General features: G+C 61.4%; 7 protein-coding genes and 1 pseudogene. All 8 read right to left on the reverse strand.

The window, feature by feature from the left end:
- Nucleotides 1–113: 113 nt before the first annotated feature.
- The gene (locus tag G7068_RS04335; RefSeq protein ID WP_244304797.1) at nucleotides 114–4,523 is read right to left on the reverse strand and encodes a DUF11 domain-containing protein; all 4,410 of its coding nucleotides are present in this window, start codon (nucleotides 4,521–4,523) and stop codon (nucleotides 114–116) included.
- A gap of 236 nt (nucleotides 4,524–4,759) precedes the next feature.
- Nucleotides 4,760–7,054, reverse strand: a complete 2,295-nt coding sequence (locus G7068_RS04340; protein WP_166289428.1) for a LuxR family transcriptional regulator — start codon at nucleotides 7,052–7,054, stop codon at nucleotides 4,760–4,762.
- Between the two features lie 796 nt (nucleotides 7,055–7,850).
- The gene (locus tag G7068_RS04345) at nucleotides 7,851–9,344 is read right to left on the reverse strand and encodes an aspartate ammonia-lyase (RefSeq protein WP_205881345.1); all 1,494 of its coding nucleotides are present in this window, start codon (nucleotides 9,342–9,344) and stop codon (nucleotides 7,851–7,853) included.
- A 75-nt stretch (nucleotides 9,345–9,419) separates the two neighbouring features.
- A pseudogene (locus G7068_RS04350) lies at nucleotides 9,420–10,894 on the reverse strand (MFS transporter).
- Between the two features lie 56 nt (nucleotides 10,895–10,950).
- Entirely contained in the window at nucleotides 10,951–11,820 is an 870-nt protein-coding gene (locus G7068_RS04355; protein WP_166289430.1) for a M48 family metallopeptidase, read from the reverse strand.
- Nucleotides 11,821–11,831: 11 nt separating this feature from the next.
- On the reverse strand, nucleotides 11,832–12,401 hold the full coding sequence (locus tag G7068_RS04360) for a LemA family protein (protein WP_166289433.1): 570 nt from the start codon (nucleotides 12,399–12,401) through the stop codon (nucleotides 11,832–11,834).
- Nucleotides 12,402–12,450: 49 nt separating this feature from the next.
- Nucleotides 12,451–13,755, reverse strand: a complete 1,305-nt coding sequence (locus G7068_RS04365) for a D-arabinono-1,4-lactone oxidase (RefSeq protein ID WP_166292988.1) — start codon at nucleotides 13,753–13,755, stop codon at nucleotides 12,451–12,453.
- The gene (locus G7068_RS04370; RefSeq protein ID WP_166289436.1) at nucleotides 13,752–15,017 is read right to left on the reverse strand and encodes an alanine racemase; all 1,266 of its coding nucleotides are present in this window, start codon (nucleotides 15,015–15,017) and stop codon (nucleotides 13,752–13,754) included. The genes G7068_RS04365 and G7068_RS04370 overlap by 4 nt, the downstream gene beginning before the upstream one ends.
- Between the last annotated feature and the right edge of the window lie 27 nt (nucleotides 15,018–15,044).

The raw sequence follows: 15,044 nt of genomic DNA on the forward strand, positions 1-15,044 counted from the left end.
CGTATGAGGAGGAGCACGCGCATGGTTCTGCAGCGCGCCAGAGGGGTGTTGAGGTGGCCGCAAGTTGCGACTCTCTCAACACCCCGTTGTTCACTTCCGTGGGGTCGTGACCGTTACGCGTTTGCCTTGCGGCGGTGTGCGACGACTAGTGCGGTTCCGGCGCCCAGGAGCAGCAGCACGGCTGCGCCAGCCAGGATCCCGACCCCTGTCCCGCCGGTGACCGCGAGCGGGATCAGTGGCGACAGTTCCAGTGGCGGATCGATCACGGTCACGTCTTCCGCTTCACATTCGCCATCCTTGCTGCACGCGACCGGGGTCTTCACCGTCGCAACGTTCACGACCTCGCGAGTCGCGTCCGCATTCACCGTGACCGTCACCTTCACCGTCTTCACGGCTTTCCCAGCAAGGGTGCCCAGCGACCACGTCACCGTGTGTGTCGCCGTGTTGTACACGCCACCATCACTCGACGACACATACGTGACGTTCTGCGGGAGACGGTCCGTGACAACCGCCTTTTCCGCATCCACACTGGTCTCGTTGGTGACGGTCACGTCATACGTGAGTTTTCCACCCGGCTGTGTGCTCTCCTTGTGGTCGGTCTTCACAATTGACAGTTTCGGCAGCACGTCACGATCCGTCGACTCGCACGCGTCTTCCTGAATGCAGCCACCCGGAATATCAACGACTGCCGTGTTGAGCACCTCATCACCCGGCTTCGCATCAGCTGCGACCTTCACGGTCACCTTCACAACCGTTGTTGCGCCCGGCGCGAGCTCGCCCAGTTTCCAGGTGACCGTCTTGCCATCAGCCGACACCACACCACCATCAGTCGCGGACACAAACACCGCATTCTTCGGCAGCGAGTCCGTCACAACGGCATCCGTGATCGTCTTGGTAGTCGAGTTGTTGCCAACGGTGAGATCGTAAGTGAGTTCTTCCCCGGCCTTCACCTCGGTCTTGTGATCGTCCTTCAGAATCCACACATCTGACGGGGTGACATCGATATCGGTCGCTTCACACTCGTCCACACCGGTCGCGGGATCATCAATACAAACCCCGTCCGTGGTGATCGTTGCCGTGTTCGCAATCTCGGTATCCGGGGCAAGCTTCTCGTGTACCTTCACCGTGACCACAATCTCACGCGCCTCACCCGGCTCAAGCGTCCCGATGTTCCACTCAATCCGGTTGTCGGTGCGGGTCCCCTCAACTGATGCGCTCACGAAGTCGACGTTTGCGGGCAGTATGTCGGTCACAACCACGTCGGGGGCATCCACGTCACCAATGTTTTTGGCGGTCAGCACGTAGTCGAGGGTCTCGCCCGACCGCACAATCGTCTTGCCGTCATCCTTCGTCATTGAGACCGCAGGCACCCGATCAATATCGGTCGACTCACACTCGTCCACATCGGTCGTGGGATCATCCACACACACGTTTTCGGTCAACACACGCGCCGTGTTGCTCACGATCTCGTTCCCGAGCACCGAATCAGCCACTGTCGTGACGACCTGGATTGTCTGCGTGCTATTCGCGTCCATGTCACCGAGGCTCCACGACACCGCACGCGTCGCAGCGTCATACGTGCCACCGTTCGTGGCAGACACAAACACCAGATTCTGCGGCAACACATCAGACACCGTCACGTCCTTCGCAGCGTACTGCGACTTGTTCGTCACCACGAGGTCATACGTGAGCTGCTCCCCCGGCTGAACGATCGTCTCGTGATCATCCTTCTCGATCGAGATCGCCGGTGTGTGATCGACGTCAATCGACTCACACTCGTTGGTTTCGGTTGCAGGATCGTCGATGCAGCCCTGCGGCAGATCCACTGTCGCGACGTTCGCGATATCAACGCCAGCACCAACCGTGGCCGCAACGTTCGCGGTCACCTCGACCGTGGTCGAGCTTCCAGCTGCGAGCGACGGGATCGTCCACGACACCTTGCCGGTTGCCGGATCGTACGTGCCGTCCTGACCGGCCGACACAAACTCCAGCTCGGCGGGCAACGCGTCGGTCACCGTCACGTTGTCCGCAGCAACCGTGCCCGCGTTGGTCACCGTCAAGGTGTAGGTGAGGGCTTCGCCCGGCACCACGGTTTCTTTGTTGTCGGTCTTCACGATCCTAATCGCGGGCGTCTCGTCAATATCGACCGCTTCACATTCATTCACAGGTGTGGCGGGATCATCCGTGCAGCCCTGATCGGTATCAATGATCGCGACGTTCCGGATCTGCTGGCCCGGCTTCACGTCCGCGTCAACCGTGACCGTCACATGCACAGTCTGCGCAGCGCCCGCAGCAAGCGTTCCAACGTTCCAGGTCACCCGACGCAGTGCAGGATCGTACGAGCCTCCGTCAGTTGCCGATACAAACGTCACCCCGGCAGGAAGCACGTCGGTCGCGGTGACCCCCGTAGCCCGATCCGCACCGGTGTTAGTAACCGTCACGTCATACGTGAGGGACTCGCCAGCACCGACGATGGTCTTGCCGTCGGTCTTCTCGATCTTCACCGATGTTTGCGCGAGGGGATGTGTTGTCGTGCACTCGGGCTCGGTGCCCGCGACACAGTTCGAAGGCACGTCGACCCCGCCGGGGCCCTCGCCCGCAGCAACCACATGATTCAACAGGGCAGCCCCGTTAGCAGCGTTCCCGTGCACGGTCACCCTGTAGGAAAGCGTCACCTTGCCGCCCACGGCCAGGTCCCCAGTCCACGACAGCGTGTTTCCCGACACCGTCGGAGCCACACCAGCAGACGAGGTCAGCGATCCAGCAACCAGGTCAGCATCATCAAACACACCAGACAGGTCGTCCGTCACAGCAACATTCGAGAGGGCTGTATCGCCCGTGTTCTCAGCGACCACCGAGTACGTAACCGTGTCACCACGGCCCACGACCGTGTTCGAGACCGGATCAGCCGTCTTCGCAACGTGCAGTCCCGGTGTCAAAGCGGGCACTGGGTGCGTGGTTGTGCACTCGGCTTCGGTCCCGTCAACACAGTTCGACGGCACCTTAGGCCCACCAGGTACCTCGCCCGCAGCGACGACATGATTCACCAGCGTCGCTGCCGCAATCGAATCCGTCTTCACCTTTACCTTGTACGACAGCGTCACCTTTTCCCCAACAGCAAGGTTCCCCGTCCACGAGAGCGTGTTCCCCGACACCGTCGGGGCCGCACCGGCAGACGAGGTCAGCGATCCCGCCACCAGGTCAGCATCATCCAGCACCCCGGCAAGATCATCTGTGACCGTCACAAGTCGCAACGGAGTCTCACCCGTGTTCTCAGCAACCACCGAATAGGTGACCGTGTCACCACGCGCCACCGAGGTGCCCGACACTGGGTCAGCGGTTTTCACCACGTGCAGCCCGGGAACAGGCTCAGCCAGCACAGTTGCGTCGAATACTACCGATGCCATCGGAAACAGGCTGATGTTGTCAATCGCGAGGTCATTGCCAAAACTCTCAGAACCGTAGTTCCTCACGCCAATGGTCAACGACGTTGCGGAGCCGGTGTTCACGAGCGATGTTGTGTGAACCCACGCCGTGTCACCGTTGTAGCAGGAAGCTTGCACGGGCGAAGGCTGGCTCGAACCGATGAGGTTATCGCCCGCAAAGAAGGCGCTGCGTACGGGAGCAACTTTTCCGCTCTGGCTGTAACTCACGTTGGCGATGTAGCCGGAGAAGGAGTAGAAGGTATCGGGCTGGAGTCCCGTCACAGTGGTTTTGATCAGGTCATTCGGAACCGGCATTGTCGACGAACCGTTGACGATCAGCAGCTTTCCTGAGGGCGCCGAGTCAGCCTCCGAGACCCCGGTATTCCAGGGAGCATCACACAGTGAGCTGGTTGTCACGGGACTGAGTGGCATCGGGTTATCAACACTGCGCAGATCTGCCCAGAGGTTGTTGTAGTGCCCCTCTCGTGGCCCGTTAATTCCCGCGGTGGGCCAGATCGAGTACTGGCCGTCACAGGGCCCGTACTGCCCGGCAGGATTACAATCCCCCGGTTCGCCCACCGTTGGGTCGTGGTATTCATAGTTTGTGTTGCCTGCGGTGAGCTGAGGTTTAGCCGTTCCAATGTAGTCAAACGTGCCACCGTCGAAATCAGTGATGAGATTGGGCGACAGGGCTTCCCTCGAGAGCGACAGCCCCGAGAGCGTTCCGATGTATCCAACGGGAGGAATGATCGAGACTTGGCCGGAGAGAACTGCGCTCTTCGGCAGGGAGTACAACACCGGGTCAGGAGACGCAGGCTGCACAGTAGCCCCACCATTCTTCACGACCCAGTCAGTGGGGAGGCCTCCCAGCAGGTAGCTGCTAAATGATGCCCCTGAGTCATTGTTGTCTGCCGCGGTGAGTGTAAACCCGGGATCAGCTGAGGAACTGCGCACGGTAATTGCGGATCCGACAGAAGCGGTCAATCCGTCAGACATCGCGCTCGCCGGGAGCCCGGCAAACATGCTCGAGAGCAGTCCGGCAGCAACCCCAACTGCGAGCCCCTTTTTACCAACTCGCAACTGCGAGCTTCGTCTCACAGCTCGCAAAGAAAACTTTCTTCTAACCTGCATTCACATTCCTTCGATTCCACAACCTTGCCTCCCTCGCGGAATGAACTGACCCCGCGATAAGACTGCGCGGAATTAGACATCAGCGGCCCAAGTGGCCTGCCAGGCACGAGAAGTTTTCCACGCGATATGCGCAAATGCGGTCGCTTCAGAACAATCTCAGTGGTGGTTCGAACGGTTTTGCGGTTAGTCCTGCGCTCAGCGCACTAGATGCTCTCTTGCCAGTCCCACTGCAGTTCCAGGAGCCCCACACGATTGCGCACCCCGAGCTTTTGGTAGGCCGCCGAAAGGTGCGTTTCCACCGTGCGCAGACTGAGGTGAAGCTGCTCGGCGATCTGCTTGTTGCTGTGCCCCCGCAACGCGAGATACACGAGTTCTCTCTCGCGCACGGTGAGGTCAGCGACAACCTCGTAGTGTTTGCCATACAGCCAGCCCGCTGCCGCGACATCGATCTCATCGCGGAGGTCGGTCACCCTCGCAAACAATCGCTCGGATCGTGCGACCCCAGCGGGATCCTGCGCGGCACTGTACAGGCGCCGCAGCTCGGTCGCGGCGTAGTGTGCAGCAGCCAGTCGACCCTCACGAATGAGCTGTTCAGCGCATGACTCTATAGCTTCGGTGTCCTCAGCCGACAGTGCGTGGATGTATGCGAGATAACGCACACGCCACTCCCCCTCAAGCAGGTTGAGGAGCGGAGCAATTTCGGGCAGCAGTTCACTCATCCCGAACATCAACCCACCAACCATGCCCCCGTCGACAGCGGAGAGAAGGTATCCACGCGACCTGAGCTGCTCAAACAACGCGACCATTGAGGTGATCGCTGACGCCCGGTCTCCCGTCAGGTTATGCATTGCCGCGCGTGCAGACCCGGCGTTCGCGCCTGAGAGGGGCCCTGGCGGGAGATTTGCCCGCTCAGCCTCAAGCGTTAAGGACTCTGCCAGCGGCAGTTTCCCACTGAGTGCATTAAATACGGCGGCGTAACTCAGCAGCCCAGCCTGGGTTCGTTCCTGGCCAACCGCCGGCACTCCCAGAGTCAGCACAGCCTCCATCAGCGAACAGCCAACTCCGTACTGGCCAATTGCAAGAAGACAAGACACCGCGATGAGAGCGTACTCGCGAGTCATTCGAAGGTCGAGCCGGGAGAGCGAATCGTTGAGATACTCGGTCGATTCCTCGAAGGCTCCCTTGATATCTCCGCTGCTCATTCGCGACCACATTCGCACGACATCACTGAACGACGAAAGCTCACTGCCGGGTTCGGGCTGGAGATTCGAGAGAAGTTCCAGTGCGCTTATCGCTCGTCCCTGCACGAGGCGAACGTAGGCTTCGGCCACAGTCCCCCACCCGGTCTCGACCGTGCGAGGCCGACGCAACTGCGCAAGTCGCTCTTCGATGTCGGCGGGAACCCCATCAATTTCGACCGCGATCCTCACCGCAATAGCCTCGAGATACTCGGAGTAGGGCTCCAGATCGGGATCAAGCTTGAAGGCGAGTGCAAGAGCATCCTGGGTCCGTCCGAGACGGAAGGCGAGCCAGTTCATGCGGAGACGCCTGAAACGCGCGCGATCACACGGAGCACCGCCCGCGTCTTCGAGCGCAGCGTAGAGGTTTTCAATAGCATCAGGATCAGTGGGTGTGGATTGAAGCTCGTCGAGGTAGGCCACCCCCGAAGCAAATGAGGGATTTTGATCCCATGCTTCTCGTGCGGCTTCCAGACGGTTCACTCGCTCATGATCGACGGCACCACCAAGAGCTGGGTTGGCCATCGAAAGGGCACGACTCAGTGCGGAGGGGGCCTGGGAGTGCAGAGCCTCTGGCACCCGCTCACGCAGAGTCGCTTCGACGCGTCGTCGCCTCACTGACGGCGACCCGTGCCGCACCCACTCACCAATCAGAGGAGGGTCGAGCACAACGCTCGGTCGACTGCCGGTAGAGACAACCGCAACAATCTTTGCGGCCTCAAGCGTCTCGAGCTCTTCTTCTCCCACCAGCTCGATGGCGGTCTCTAGGTCGACTGCCCCAAGTATGCCGATTGCCTCGATGAGATCCATCTGGGGGCGCGTCACATCGCCGAGCAGGTGTTCAATCACCCCAGAGAGGTTGTCGTCCCAAAACTTCCCCGACATGGTCCACACCCCGTCAAGCAGGGTGAGTCGCCCCGACAGCTTCGCCACATCAATAATCGCGACGATGAGGCTCGGTAATCCTCCAGACTTGCGATACACCCGTGTGAGCACGTCAAGACTCGCAGGATCACCGAGTCGGTTGAGTAGAAGCTCGGTTGTTGCACCGAAGGTGAGCGGTTTGAGCCGCACCATGATTGAGGCCGAAGCGAGCGATCGCACCGAGCGATCGGGAGAGCTACCTGAGGGCCGTTCGTTCCGTGCCACCACGAGCGGAACTGAAGTTGTGCCGTGCACCGCGGCCAACACCGCCCACGATTCGCTGTCGAGAAGGTGAGCATTATCAATCAGAATCACGCTGGGCCTGCGCAGCACCATGTCGCGCAGTGCCGAAATAGCGTCTGTCCGATTTGAGGGTTTGTCGATGGCCCCTGGCACGTCAAACCCGGCAAGTTGGAGTGCCAGGAACGGCCGTTCGGCCGAGGCCGGAGAACCCGCAAATGAAATAGTTTGTAGCCCCGCCTCTGCCAGTGAAGTCGCTGCCCCTCTCAGCAAAGCAGAGCGACCGCTCCCAGATCGGCCGACGATTTCTACGGAAATACCTTGCAGGATTGAAGACCTGCAAGCAAGTAACTCTTCCGTGCGCACTACGAACGACATCGTTTCCCTCACCCCTGCAAAAAATGTGTACCTCGGAAGGCTACTAGCCTTCCGACACCAGTCTTTTACACGTGAAAACTCGTCGCGCAGCAACTCAAATTCTTACCTCAGTTCTTAGCTGGCGTCACCTCAGCCGGGGCTCTGAACTACCACGAGAACACACAGAACCCAGCGCAACGGCGCTCAACGTAGGCTATAGTGCCGGGATCCGGGTGGTGCGCGGGGCCACCGTTTCTATTGGGGGGAATATAGGGAAACCGGGGCCCCGCGATCCGGTGTACAACAGCGTCAACCGGACTCCGTAAACGCTATGCCTGAAACATGCGACTTGCAGTTAGCAACCGGGTATCTCAGTACCGGTACAGTCGCCTTTGCGGGATGGGGCAGAACAAGTCAGTGCTGCGGGTGCACGTTTTGCCGGTTCGTTTCCTTCGAGGCGTGCCTCGGGGCTGTCTCCCAAACACAGAAGGGCGGTGAGGATCCAAGATCCCCACCGCCCTTCTGTGTGAAAGTACTACTTCTTTGCCGGCTGCGCCTTTGCGGGCGCAGGCTCGGTCTTTTCGGGGTTACCGGGCACGACATCAATCGCGCCGGTCTCGGGAGCGAGACCCGCGAGCTTCAGCGGCTGCAGCAGGTCAGAGAGCTCTTCTTCGCCGAGCAGTCCACGAGACACGACCAGATCGGAGATCTTGGCGTTCGTTGCGAGCGCTTCCTTCGCGAGCTTGGCTGCCTCGGAGTAGCCGATCACGGGCGCGAGCGCCGTGATGACGGTCACGGAGCGCGACACCATGTCTTCGAGGCGATCCTCGTTTGCCGTGATGCCGTCGACGCAGTTGACGCGCAGCGTCTGGCAGGCGCGCTCAAGCCAGGTGATCGACTGGAAGATCGAGTGAGCGATGATCGGCTCAAACGCGTTCAACTGCAGCTGACCGGCTTCCACAGCCATCGACACGGTGACGTCAGATCCCGCAACGGCGTACGCAACCTGCGAGACGGCCTCCGGAATCACCGGGTTGACCTTGCCAGGCATGATCGAGGATCCGGCCTGGCGCGCGGGCAGGTTGATCTCACCGAGGCCAGCCTGCGGTCCCGATGACAGCAGACGCAGGTCGTTCGAGATCTTGGAGAGCTTCAGCGCGCTGCGCTTGAGGGCACCCGAGAACGTAATGAACACGCCGGTGTCGCTCGTGGACTCCACGAGGTCACCCGCGGTCACCAGCTCAAGATCGGTGATCTCGCGCAGGTGCTTGATGACGGCTTCTTTGTAGCCCTTGGGGGCGTTGATGCCGGTGCCGATGGCGGTGGCACCCATGTTGACCTCGCGCAGCAGGGTCACGGCCTCCTGCAGGCGCTCGATGTCTTCGCGCAGCGTAACCGCAAACGCGTTGAACTCCTGGCCGAGTGTCATCGGCACGGCGTCCTGCAACTGTGTGCGGCCAACCTTGACGATGTGCGAGAACTCGCGGCCCTTGGCGGCGAAGGACTCCGAGAGCAGCTTCAGTTCTTCGAGCAGGCTGTCGAGCGAAAACGCGAGCGCAATTTTGATTGCGGTCGGGTAGGTATCGTTGGTCGACTGGCTGTGGTTTGTGTGATCGTTCGGGTTGATGAACGCGTAGTCACCCTTGGGGTGCCCCGCGAGCTCAAGCGCACGGTTCGTGATGACCTCGTTTGCATTCATGTTGGTTGAGGTGCCGGCACCGCCCTGCACCACCCCAACAACAAACTGATCGTGCAGCATGCCCGTTTTGATCTCTTCGCAGGCACGATCGATCAGGATCGCACGCTGCTCATCGAGCGCGCCGATCTCAAGGTTGGCACGCGCTGCAGCCTGCTTCACACACGCGAACGCGCGAATGAAGTCGGGGTACACCGAGATTGGACGACGAGCGATCGGGAAGTTCTCGTGTGCTCGAGCCGTGTGGACACCCCAGTACGCAGTTGCTGGGATCTCCAGGCTGCCAATCGAGTCCGTCTCCGTGCGAGTCTGAGCCGCCAGGTAGTCAGTCACCAGTTATCTTTGCTCCATAGTCAAAGGGTGCGGATGATGCCGCATGAACGACCACAAGCCTATCCCCGAACTCCGTTATCGGCCAATGCGCCGCGAGGTTCCGTCAGCCTCGTTTTCTGGACCGTCATTTTCGATCTCCGCTGCGATGCCGTCGATCCGAATCGCGCCGGTCGTAGCATCGGCAACTGCGCCGTCTTGCGGAGCGGAATCCCCCGGCACAAGCAGCCCCTCCTCCCGCCGCAGCACGGAGATCGGAGCGGTGAGGGTTTCGGTCTGATGGGCGTGATCATCGTCAACGCCGGGCCGCCCAACGTGCGTCACGGTGAACCGTAGGCCCTCGTCACGGTGGAAGCGCAGTTGCCGCTCAACCATCAGCCAGGTGATGCCAATTCCAAACGCGAGGAACGCCGCGACGGCGCTGATCACAAGTGTGGATCGTGCGCCCAGCACATCGGCGGCCGCACCCACAAGTGGTGCACCAATGGGAGTGCCTCCCATCAGCACGGCCACGTATAGGGCCAGCACCCGCCGCGAACGGCCGGGTCGGTGGTGGTCTGCACAAACCCGTTTGCAGTCGTGAGCAGGGTTGAAATGGCGAACCCGAGGAAGATGAGCGTGAGGGCGAAGGTCCAGAACGTGGGCATCACGGCGGCAAGCACACTGACGGCACCGATCCCACCCGCCGCAATAATCACAACTCGCATGCGAGCCGCGGGTCGCCTCGCCACAAGCAGCGCCCCGGTGAGCGAGCCGATGGCGAGAATCGACGAGAGCAGCCCGTAGTCGCCCGCGCCTCGCCCAAACTCGACCGCCATGGTCGAAGACATGACGGGAAAGTTCATGCTGAACGTGCCAAGCAGAAACACCATCACAAACACAACGATCATGTCATGTCGTGAGCGCACGTATCGCAAACCAGCGGAGAGCTGCCGCAACTGAGATTCGCGCTGCCCTTTCTTTGGCGTGGCTTTTGCCGCCGTACGGATCAGCAACAGCGCCCCGAGCACCCCGAGAAACGAGACGGCGTTGATCATAAACACCCAGCCGGATCCGACAACCGCGATCAGCACACCCGCCACGGCGGGCCCGACCAGTCTGGCGGAGTTGAAGGAGGCGGAGTTCAACGCAACCGCGTTGGAGAGGTTCGCGGGGCCCACGAGGTCAGAGACAAACGCCTGTCGTGCCGTGGTGTCGAACGCGTTGACAACGCCAAGACCCAGCGCAAACGCGTACAGGTGCCACAGCTCTGCCTGGCCGGTAATAAGGAGCGCGCCGAGACCCGCCGCAAACAGCATGAGCAGCGACTGGGTCACAAGCAGCACATGGCGACGCTCGAAACGGTCAGCCACGGCCCCACTGAAAGGCACAAGCAGCAGCTGCGGACCAAACTGCAGTGCCATCGTCACACCAACGGCCGAGGCGTTATTGGTGGTGAGCTCGGTCAGCACCACCCAGTTCTGGGTGGTTGCCTGCATCCAGGCACCAATGTTCGATACAAGCGCTCCGAAGAACCAGATGCGGTAATTACGTACGGCGAGGGATCGGAACATATTCGACACTGGCGGGGCGACCTCCTTGGCTACCCATCAACCTTACGCCGTGTCGATTAAAACTTGCCGCCCATGTCAAGCAGGCGGCGGATTCGATCCGGGATAGGCGGGTGTGTCGCGAAGAGTTTCTGCACCATGCCGGGCTTCAGCGGGTCAGCGATCCACAGGTGAGCCATGCTTGAGCTCTGCTTCTGCAGTGGCGCGCCGTACTCGGAAAGCTTGTGCAGGGCACTCGCGAGTGCTTCCGGGTGCCTGGTGGTCAGCGCTCCGGTGGCGTCCGCCAGGTACTCACGCTGCCGCGAAACGGCCAGCTGCACGATCGTCGCGATGATCGGCGCGACAATCATGGCGACGAGACCAAAGATCAACACGACCGGGTTGCCGTTGTTGTTGCGCCCGAAGAACGCAACGCGCATCATCACATCGGCGATCATGCCGATCGCGACGACGAGGCCGTACACGATCATCGAGACGCGGATGTCGTAGTTGCGCACGTGGCCGAGCTCGTGGGCCATGACACCCTCAAGCTCGGAATCGGTCATGATGTCGAGCAGCCCGGTTGTCGCGGCCACCATGGCGTGCTCGGGATCGCGACCCGTCGCAAACGCGTTGGGCGCGGGATCATTCACGATGTAGACCTCGGGCATCGGCGAACCTGTTGTGATCGCGAGGTTCTCGACGATCCGGTACAACCGTGGGTTGTCGGCCTCGGTGATGCGCCTGGCCCCGCTCATCGAGATGGCCTGACGCCCCGCCGCGAAGTACTGAATCGCGGCGTACACGACCGAGATCACCACAACGGTGATGACGATCCCTGGAGACCGATAGATGTACGCAGCAAGCCACCCGAGTCCACCGACGATAACGATGAACAGCAGGATGATGAAGAAACTATTGACCTTGTTGCGACGTATCGCGCTGTACACGGCCTACCCCGCTAGAACTGAATGCGCGGCGGCTCTGAGATCGCTGCCACGTCTTCAACCTCGAAGAACTCGCGCTCCTTGAAGCCCATGCCACGCACGAAGATGGTGTTCGGAAAGACCTGGATCTTTGTGTTGAACTCGCGCACGCCACCGTTGTAGAAACGGCGCGAGGCCTGAATCTTGTTCTCGGTGTCGACGAGTTCGCTCTGCAGCTGAAGGAAGTTAGTGCTGGCCTGCAGCTGCGGGTATGCCTCAGCGACGGCGAAGATGCTCTTCAGCGCTTGCTGCATGTGGTTCTCGGCGGCAGAGGCCTCAGCCGGCCCCTGCGCTGAAACGGTTTCGGCTCGCGCCTGGGTGACAGCCTCGAACACACCCTTCTCGTGTTCGGCGTAACCCTTCACCGTCTCGACCAGGCTCGGGATCAAATCAGCTCGACGCTTGAGCTGCACCGTAATGTCGCTCCACGCCTCGTCCACACGCACGCGAAGCGTCACGAGCGAGTTGTAGGTGATCCACACGTATGCGATCAGCAGGACAAGTACGCCAGCCACGATGAGCGTAGCAATTAATCCACCAGTCATGGTTTGATCCTAACGGAACAATCCCCTGAACTCGCTGGGGATCAACGACTCAATCCCCCAGCACACGCGTCAAATATGCATTCGCAAATACCCGTTCAGGATCGAGCCGATCCCGAGCCGCCAAAAAGCGCTCAAAACCGGGGTACAGCTCTCGCAGTGAGCGGGCGTTTTGTGTGTGCATCTTGCCCCAGTGCGGTCGCCCCTCGTGGTCAGCCAAAATCGCCTCGGCCTCCCGGAAATAGCTGCGATCTCGCTCACGCCAGTATCGATGCACGGCGATGTATCCGGTCTCGCGTCCGTTTGCGGTCGACAGCAGCAGATCGTCGGCCGCGGCCGACCGCACCTCGATCGGAAACGAAACCCGATACCGCCGCTTGCCAATCATGCGGCGAAGCTCCCGCACTGCGTCGGGTACCGCTTCGAGTGGCACCCCGTACTCCATCTCTCGGAAGTGCACCCGGCGCTGCGTCACAAACACCCGGTGAGATTCGTCGCTGTAGCTGCGCTTACTCGATACCGAGCTGACAAGCCGGTTGAGGCGCGGCACCGCCCGCGGCAGCGCACCGCCGACAGCGGTGACGGCCCCGAAGGCAGCGTTGTTGGCGAGTTCCTCATCGGCGAAGCGCTTGAAGCGTCCGAGCGGTTCGGCCTGGGCTTCCGGGGCCAGGCGGGTGTTGTTTTTTGTGCGTGCGCCGCGGGTGTGCGGAAACCAGTAAAACTCGTAGTGGTCGGTTGTGCGGGATCGCTCTACGAACGTATCGAGCACCTCCTCAAGCGGCATCGGCGCCTCTTCAGCGTGCAAGAGGTATCTCGGCACACACTGCACCGTGACGGTGGCGAGCACACCGAGTGCCCCGATCCCGAGCGCAACCGCGGGCAGCAGTTCAGCATTCTCGTCTTCACTCACGGTGAGGATCTCGCCGGTTCCCGTCACGAGCGTCGCAGCAACAATGGCGGTTGCGAGCCCGCCGAGGCCCAGTCCGGTGCCGTGTGTACCCGTCTGAGTGGCGCCGGTGATGGTCTGCCGGTCAATGTCACCCATGTTGTGCAGTGCAAGGCCGAGCGGGGTGAGGATCGCCGGGAGTTCCCAGAGGTGGGTACCTCCCCAGAGGGTGACCCGCCCACGATCCCGATCAGCAGAAACCAGCCCGCGCAGTTTGCTCATGTCAAGACGCACGCCGTCGGTCGCGCCAACACCCGTGAAGCTGTGGGAGGCGCCGATGGGCTTCACCGTGTGGCCTGTCTCTGCGGCCCGGTTCACTGCGAGCACAATCTGTTCGATGCTCTTTGGGGCAATTGCGAGTACCGGTTGCGACGACTCTGTTCTCGCCCAGTTCTGCCAGCGTGTGGTCATAGGAAGCACTGCCCTTCTCCTCGATAGCTTGGGATCGCGGGCAGCGCCGAGCCGTCCGCGGTCACCGGCACGATCTCGTTTGTGTGCTCAAGCGGTTCTCCGGCCTTTGTGTGCCGCAGCCACACTCGGTCCCCCGGCTTCATTTGCCGTGCGGCCTCACCTCGCAGCGGGGTTTGCACTTCACCGGCCCCCTCACGCGGCTCATACTTCAGTCCCTCCGGCCATACCGGCAGGGGCAGGCGGTCTGGCGCTGCCGGCCCCGAGGCGATCCAGCCGCCCCCGAGCAGCGTGGCGCGATCCTGTGTCGGCTTGCGCACCACGTCAAGCGCAAACGCCAGTGCTGGCGCGGGCGTGAACACCGAGTAGTGGTCAAACAGGTGGGGCCCATAGAGACCGCTGCCCGCGGCAACCTCGGTAATGACCGATTCAGACGCCGTGCGCTCAACCGATCCCGTACCACCACCGTTGACGAACTCCAGTTCTGCAACCTCGCTCACCGCAGCGATGGCGGCGGCCCGGCGCTCCGCGAGTTCTGCCCCGCTCGCCCGCTGAATCGTGCGCAAGAGTACGGCCTCGGCGGGCTTTCCCGCGGGTCGGTCACCCACCCCCGCGATCTGCGCCTCATACGCCATCACACCGACGAGCGTAAACCCGTCGCGCCGCTCGACGCGGGCCGCGAGAGCCTGCAGCTCGTGGGGCTGTCGCAGCGCCGAACGCCGAACGCCGATGTGCCCGAGCACCGGGTTACGCCAGGAGGCATCAAGATCGAGGCAGACTCGGATTGTGCTTCGTTTAGCGGGAGGGATCGCGGCATCGATGAGGTCCAACTGATCCTCGCTGTCGATCATCACGGTGACGCGTTCACTCGCCCGCGCGCTCTCCCCCAATCGTTTGAGCGCGGCGAAGTCTGCCGTCGGATACCCGACAACAACGTCGTCGATCGTCTCGGCCAGCCACAGCGCCTCGGCAAGGGTGTAGGCGAGGATTCCTCGAAACCCGGGCAGCGCGAGCACGGCGTCAAGCACACCCCTCGCACGAACAGACTTACTAGCGACACGAATCGGGAGCCCACCCGCGCGACGCATGAGGTCGTGCGCGTTGTGATGCAGCGCCTCGACGCTCAGCGCGACGACGGGTGCTGACCGGTCTTGTGTTGCCGCTGTAAATGCACCCCAGTAGCTCTCCGGGTTGTGCCAGGGCTGCCGCTCAGCCCGCGCTCGAAGGTCTACCGCTGTGAGGTCGAGCGCCGCGTCGAGAGTCATAGTCGAAGTGTAGAACGCAGACCATGC

It is taken from the genome of Leucobacter viscericola (assembly GCF_011299575.1).
Lineage (GTDB): Bacteria > Actinomycetota > Actinomycetes > Actinomycetales > Microbacteriaceae > Leucobacter > Leucobacter viscericola.

Excerpts from the sequence above, each read along its gene's own strand:
- G7068_RS04340 (WP_166289428.1), bottom strand. The coding sequence starts at position 7,054 with ATGGTGCTGCGCAGGCCCAGCGTGATTCTGATTGATAATGCTCACCTT.
- G7068_RS04360 (WP_166289433.1), bottom strand. The coding sequence starts at position 12,401 with ATGACTGGTGGATTAATTGCTACGCTCATCGTGGCTGGCGTACTTGTC.
- G7068_RS04365 (WP_166292988.1), bottom strand. The coding sequence starts at position 13,755 with ATGACCACACGCTGGCAGAACTGGGCGAGAACAGAGTCGTCGCAACCG.
- G7068_RS04370 (WP_166289436.1), bottom strand. The coding sequence starts at position 15,017 with ATGACTCTCGACGCGGCGCTCGACCTCACAGCGGTAGACCTTCGAGCG.